Annotated in this window: 8 protein-coding genes; 5 read left to right on the top strand and 3 right to left on the bottom strand. The window is 50.2% G+C overall.

The genetic code is table 11. The features are described from left to right. From istA to ACW9UQ_RS18105, 3 genes are all read right to left on the bottom strand, one after another. A partial coding sequence (gene istA / locus ACW9UQ_RS18115) for an IS21 family transposase (protein WP_458932394.1) occupies positions 1-1,595 on the bottom strand: 1,595 nt, incomplete at its 3' end. Between the two features lie 179 nt (positions 1,596-1,774). Next, positions 1,775-2,011: a helix-turn-helix domain-containing protein gene (locus ACW9UQ_RS18110; RefSeq protein ID WP_458932393.1), complete on the bottom strand. Its 237-nt coding sequence runs from the start codon at positions 2,009-2,011 to the stop codon at positions 1,775-1,777. Between the two features lie 459 nt (positions 2,012-2,470). Beyond that, positions 2,471-2,713: a helix-turn-helix domain-containing protein gene (locus tag ACW9UQ_RS18105; RefSeq protein WP_458932392.1), complete on the bottom strand. Its 243-nt coding sequence runs from the start codon at positions 2,711-2,713 to the stop codon at positions 2,471-2,473. 247 nt (positions 2,714-2,960) lie between these two features. On the opposite strand from ACW9UQ_RS18105, the gene ACW9UQ_RS18100 reads away from it, so the two are divergent. The 5 genes from ACW9UQ_RS18100 to ACW9UQ_RS18080 all read left to right on the top strand — a co-directional run. Further along, positions 2,961-3,626 carry a hypothetical protein gene (locus ACW9UQ_RS18100; RefSeq protein WP_458932391.1) on the top strand — a complete coding sequence of 222 codons (666 nt, stop codon included), beginning with the start codon at positions 2,961-2,963 and terminating at the stop codon, positions 3,624-3,626. After that, positions 3,623-3,841 (top strand): hypothetical protein, encoded by a 219-nt coding sequence (locus tag ACW9UQ_RS18095; RefSeq protein WP_458932390.1) that lies wholly within the window; start codon positions 3,623-3,625, stop codon positions 3,839-3,841. The genes ACW9UQ_RS18100 and ACW9UQ_RS18095 overlap by 4 nt, the downstream gene beginning before the upstream one ends. A 105-nt stretch (positions 3,842-3,946) precedes the next feature. Continuing rightward, entirely contained in the window at positions 3,947-4,120 is a 174-nt protein-coding gene (locus ACW9UQ_RS18090) for a type II toxin-antitoxin system prevent-host-death family antitoxin (protein ID WP_458932389.1), read from the top strand. 70 nt (positions 4,121-4,190) lie between these two features. Continuing rightward, on the top strand, positions 4,191-4,997 hold the full coding sequence (locus tag ACW9UQ_RS18085) for a metallophosphoesterase (protein WP_458932388.1): 807 nt from the start codon (positions 4,191-4,193) through the stop codon (positions 4,995-4,997). 176 nt (positions 4,998-5,173) lie between these two features. After that, positions 5,174-6,320 (top strand): DGQHR domain-containing protein (locus tag ACW9UQ_RS18080; protein ID WP_458932387.1); only part of this gene is annotated, 1,147 nt, incomplete at its 3' end.

The raw sequence follows: 6,320 nt of genomic DNA, 5'->3' as shown, positions 1-6,320 counted from the left end.
GCTTGAGCAATTTGAGGGCTCCGCGCCCGGCGCGCTTGCCCAAAACGAAACCAACGAATATGAAAACCAGACCCGCAGACTCTCGTTATGAATGAGGGAGCCTCGGGGGGCAGGTCATCTCCGATGAGGGGACGTGGTCGGTCGAGAAGGCTATAGACCGCTTTCGCGGTAATCTGGTCCCTATCGATAGCCTCACGGATAGCATCGAAGAAAGTTGAACTGCCGTAGTGCTGAATCTTGCGCTCAAATTGTTTGCACATGTCGCGAGCAGCCTTTCTGTTGGAGTGAATTTCCAGATGTTTTTCCACGAACTCCAAGACGATGCTGCCTAGTCTACGCGCCCGCTCAAGAACGCTTTCTTGATCATCCCCAGTCATGGCCAGATGATTGTCAGGCAGGTGTTCAGGCGAAGTTACGCGGCGCGTTGTTTCGTCAGCGATGGCGTGCACGGCAACCAAAATGCCCGCCGAATGGACTTCGACAGCCTGTGACGTCACCTTGATGTTGACTTTGCTGCCAACAATTCGATGCGGAACGCTGTATTCGGTTGCTCCGACGCGAACATGATAGTGCAGCGGAACGGTAATTTCTTCTTGCCACTCGCCGTATTCATAGCGCATCGCGGGAAGAGGCCGCATATGTGGACGTTCATCAGCCGAATAAATTTCTCGTCGGGATCGATTTTGGTAGGTTGGCATGGGGCGATCATTCAATTGACTGACCACGGTTCGCAAACGTGTGTTCAGTTCTTTCAAAGATGAACAGCCCAAGAAACGTTCCGCGCCAATGAATTCAGCCTCAACGATCCTCACAGCGTTCTCCACTGCCCCTTTGTCGCGTGCTTTGGCGACGCGCGCAGGGTCCGGAAAAATTGAGTAGTGGTCGAGCATAGCTCGGAAGTGGCGGTTAACGACCGCCTTCTTTTTTCCGCATCGAGGCGTGGTCACTGCCGCCTTGAAATTATCAACAATCACCTCACGGGGAACGGCTTGGAAATACTCAAGGGTTTCGGAAAATGCTGTCACGGTATCACGCAGGTTTTGCGAGCGCAGCGCAATCGCGAAGATCATATTGCTATAAGGCAGGATTGATACTGCCAATTCTGCAATGCACTTTTTTCCGTTTCGGTCGATGTAAAATGGCTTCTTCCCAGTGAAGTCAAACTGCATACATCCTCCGGGCTGATGAACATGTCGAAATTCTAAGCCTCGCGACTTTTGCCGGTTTCTCAACTCCTTATAAAACGTGCTTCTACCCATGGGCCGAAGCTTACTTTCTCGGTCGCTGTCGACCTGCCTAAGATACTCTTGATAGAGGTGGTCTTTGTTTTTCGCGGGCTTTCGGAGCTCCAAAATCAGGGCATCAAAATTTGGTACTGATATCCCGATGTTCTTTCTGCGTTTCGGGCCGAAAACGGACAATAACTCGTCATCAGACATTTCCTGAAACTGTTGCTCTGTCAAACCAGACAATCTGATTTTCACCCGCATTCGACTGACTGTATCGCGATGACAACCAAGTTTGCGCCCGATCCCGCTGTTGGTTTCGTTGTCGCGGAGTGACAGCTCCACGAGGCGACGTAGATCACTTTTCATAGTGCTCTCCTTTGAAATATTGCCAAGCAGAACTGGCCGCACGGGATTGGTCCGCGCGTCGCTCGGCTTGACTTTGTTTGGTGATTTGTGGAGAGTCTGCGAAAGGGAACAAACCTTACGAGACATTCTCGGGAAGCCGTCGGTGCGCTGGAACGCATTCGACGGTTTTCTTTTGCTATCTACTCATCATTGCCTCCATAAATTTCCGGCCATAGTTCTTCAGGCGTCGTATCAATTGCGCTGGCCAGTATCCTCGCTGCCTTCTCAGAGCGCTTTTTTGAAGAAGAGACGCCTGCGAGAAGCGAATGATGAACACTTTCGCGTTCACTTAAGGAGGCGAAAGTGAGCTTTCGGATGCGGAGTTCATACTTGATACGCTCGTGACGCAATCGCTGCATTTCCAGATCGGTTGACACGCAGTTCTCCTCTTTGAGGCAGAATTTCACGCCCTATGAAAAATAAGTCAAGTATTTGAAAATACTTTTAAAATTACCATTTTGTTTTTAGATTGATTGGGGTGGAGGGTACTCTGAAAGATCAACGGATAAAACTCAGATTTACATACATTATTTCGCATGCAACTCGCCTAATAAATACTATTTGCCGTCAACCAACCATTCAACGAGGATTTTCGTGCAGGCGAGCAAGAGCAAAACAAGTACGTAGCCGCATACAAGAATCAGAAAGACAGAAAGGGAGCCCCAACTCATATTTGCGCTATCATTGAAACTCCGAAGAAGGTCCTTGAACTGTGCGCCGGAAATTTGAAACAAAGCAAGAATACTTCCAACAAGCAATGCATGAAATACAATCGGGATCCGGCGTAAAAGGCCGCTTTCACTAACTGCGAATGGATTTCGGATCATGTGAATTCCTCAGTTATCAATACAATTCTCAATTTGGTCTACAAATTGGGCCATGGATACACCGAGCCCCACACACAACCCACGAATTGTAGACAGGCTCGGCTGGTGGTGGCGGCTCTCTAATAGTGAAACATAGCGCATGCTGACACCAGCACGATGCGCCAACTCTTCTTGCGATAGCCCTTTGCTAAGGCGTTGTTGTCTTAGAGTTTTTGCAAATGCCTCAAGGAGTATGTCGTCTGGTTCGGCCATGCCAGATCAAGACGTCGACATCACGCTTGATTCTATGAAGTATTCTGTGAAATATGAAGCAAACTATGAATTTTGAGGTTTGCCGATGCCCTTTAGAACAATGCTAACTGTATCCTTTCTCTTTGGCGTTTCCGGCACGTGTCTGGCCCAATCTCTCCCCCAGCCGGATGGCTATGACACACTGCAACAGACATCTCAGGTGCCACCCCGGCCTTATGAATTCGCAATTCTTGGCGTGAAGCCAGGAATGCCGATTACTGAAGCGCTGGCCCTGATTGAGGAGCACTTGGGAAAGGAGCTGTCCCCCGTTGGCGGAACGCTGCAAGTTACGAGTCCGGAGGGCGTGGCATTTCGAACGGAATTGCGCGTTGGCTATGAAACTCCGGGCATTGATTTCTTTCTGCGCAACCAAAGTCAGCAACCATTTGACAACATCAAGATTGACGTTTCCACACCTGCATCCGGGTCTGTGGTCACCGCGATCCAGCGTGAGGTCCGAGTTGCTGCAAGTGACGGCCCCGATGGCGCTGCGTTGCTGGCCCAGCTTGAAAGTCTTCATGGTCAGCCATCTGATCACCCCGGAGGGTCGCTGGGACAGAAGTGGCGATGGGCGATGGATCGTGCGTTTGAACCAATTGCAATGCCTGACGACTACAATCCGGTGGTCTTTCAAGCATGCAACCACAGCTTACCTAGCAGTGGCAGATATGCCTACCGTCTGGATTTGTCACTTGGGGAAAGCCGAAACTGCGGCGTCAGCTATATGGCGGAGCATATTCCTCAGGGAGAGACGATTACCATGAATTTCCGGCTGATAGACTATAATCTGCTTGTTCAGGATCATTTGGCAACGAATGCGCAGATCGACGAGAAGCTGAATGCGGACACCCAACCTTCGGATATGAAACTATGACATCACCCAATGAACGCCTGAACAACATGACAACATGGCTCGACTTTCTGCATCAGAATCCGGACAGTGACTTTGAGTCGGTTATGGAATTGCGAATGCCGATGAGTGCGCAGGTTGAGATTATGCGTAAGGCCGAGGAACTCGGCGTTTCTACAATGGACGTGGTGCTGTTCGCGCTGGCGGATTATGGTATCGCCAAAGAACTGGTGGTGTAGCAGGATAGAATGGCACGAATTGCGGTTTTGATGATGGGCGACCAGTCACTGCCCTCATGCCAGCTGTTGGCCAAGCGTTGAGCGATATACCAAGGGTATCGATCCATGAGCACGTCTATACATACGGTCACAATTAGCACACTAAGGCGCAAGACAGACGCGGTTTTGAAAATGTCAGAAGAGCACCCGATCATGATCACCCGCTATGGTAAACCTGCCTTCGTGTTGATGTCGGCGGACCACTACAAACAAATCACCGGCAAGGCGATGAAGAGCTAATGCGCGAGCTACCTAGGAAAGTTGTGCAATTTGCAATGGGCAATTGAATGGCTGATCGGACGTGACAGGTGTGGCACGTTTTCTAGTCTGGAGTGACCTCCACGATGAGTTCTGGAAAGGCTTTGACCTACCCGGCCTGAGCACCCGGGTAGATGGCGTCCTGATTGCAGGTGACACCCACACCGAGGGGCGGCACCTAGATATTCCCGCGCAAGCCGCCCGAAAATATCAATGCCCAGTTGTTGTCATCTGGGGCAACCACGAACCCTATGGGTCGATCTGGTCAGAGTTGATGGAAGATGAACAACGCCAACTCGCCGTGTTGCGAGCGGAGGGGCTGGACATCCGAGTGTTGCACGGCACGACGACAGAAATCGCCGGTGTTCGGATTATCGGTGCAACCCTTTGGACCGATTTACAACTCTATCCGGGGCTAGATCATCTCGCGCGGATTGTGGTTCCCGCGCATATGCAGGACTACCGTGCAATCTACACCGCCTCGGAAACACGGTTCACCATTGATGACATGCTTGAACGACACCGGCAGGACAAAGGTGCTATTCTTGATGCTCTTCGTAATCCACATGATGGCCCAACCGTGGTCATGAGTCACCACCTGCCAGTGCGCCAGCTACTGCATCCGGGGCGCGAATTTGGCGGCGATGCCAAACGCTCCATGAACGCTGGCTTCGCCAACGATCTTTGGGCTGAAATCCGGAGCTTTGGCATCCACACATGGATTTACGGCCATAGCCATGAAGCACGAAGCTGGATCGGTGACGGCGAGAGGGGCCAGATCCGTTTTGTGATGAACCAGCGCGGATATCCCGGTGAAGAAGTCGATTTCGATCCGAAGTTGATTTTGGAGGTAGCCTGAACAACACGTCATGGATACCAAACCCTGAAATCTGAGTGTAAATCTATCAATGCGCGCAACATGTAGCACAAGCAAAGATTGAATTCGGCAATATTTAGTGCAAAGTTGGCACCAGCCTGACTCGGCCCCGTTGCCGTCTCAACTATGTAAAAACATAAAGTATTTGAGTCAAACCTATGGAAGCAGATCCCCTTCTACATCCGATAGTGAAAACTGAAGCGTCGCGGAAGACCGAACGTCTAAAGAGGAGGGACCATTTTGTTCGGGAAACTATCGTCTCCGGCGCGGTCGCTGAGTATGAGCAGAACGGATGGGAAATTGATCGAAAGCTAAAGATCAAAGTTCGTGTCAAGAAGCCTAAAGCCCAGGACGAAAATTTTGAGAATCGCGTCTGGCTTCTGTTTGAGCAGCTTGGTTTTGAAGAGCTGAACCAAGGACGGCACTTCAAAGTCCGCTTCAATCGAGGTGGCAAAACGGGAGGTGAAAAGCAGATCGACGTTTTTGCAAAGGATGACGATACGGTTGTTGTTATCGAATGCAAGACATCAAGGGCGTTGAAGAAGAAATCGCTTCAGAAAGATATAGAAGAGTTCGCAAATTTGAAAAAGAAGATCGCAAACTCAGTGCGCTCGCACTACGGGCGCTCCTTTAAACCGAAGATCATATGGGCTCTGGCGACCAACAACATCATCTGGAGCGACGCTGATCGAGCGCGCGCAGATGGCGAGAATATTCATGTGATCACTGAAAAGGAGCTTCGGTATTTTCTGGAGCTTTCTGGCCACCTCGGTCCGGCTGGAAAGTATCAATTTCTGGCTCATTTCCTTCAAGGGCAAAAGATACCCAATCTAGATGGCTTAAAAGTGCCTGCCATTCGCGGAAAGCTAGGCGGGCACGATTTTTATGCTTTTGTAGCCACCCCTGAACAGCTTCTTAAAATTTCGTTTGTTAATCACCGCACCCTCAATGACCCACGCAGCGCTCCAAGCTATCAACGACTGATAAGCAAGAATCGCATGAAAAAGATTCAAGGCTTCTTGCTTGATGGTGGTTTTTTCCCAACAAACATAATTCTCAATTTTTCAAAGAAGCCGCGATGCGAAATCCGTGAGAAAAATGAGCTATTTGGCATTCAATTTGTCAATATGTACCTTCCATCGAGCTACAAATCTGCTTGGGTAATTGATGGACAACATCGCCTGTACAGTGACCTGCCCCCCGAGGCTCCCTCATTCATAACGAGAGTCTGCGGGTCTGGTTTTCATATTCGTTGGTTTCGTTTTGGGCAAGCGCGCCGGGCGCGGAGCCCTCAAATTGCTCAAG

Source organism: Halovulum sp. GXIMD14793 (assembly GCF_054457435.1).
Note: the sequence above shows the minus strand (reverse complement) of the source record. Positions and strands in the feature narration are given on the sequence as shown.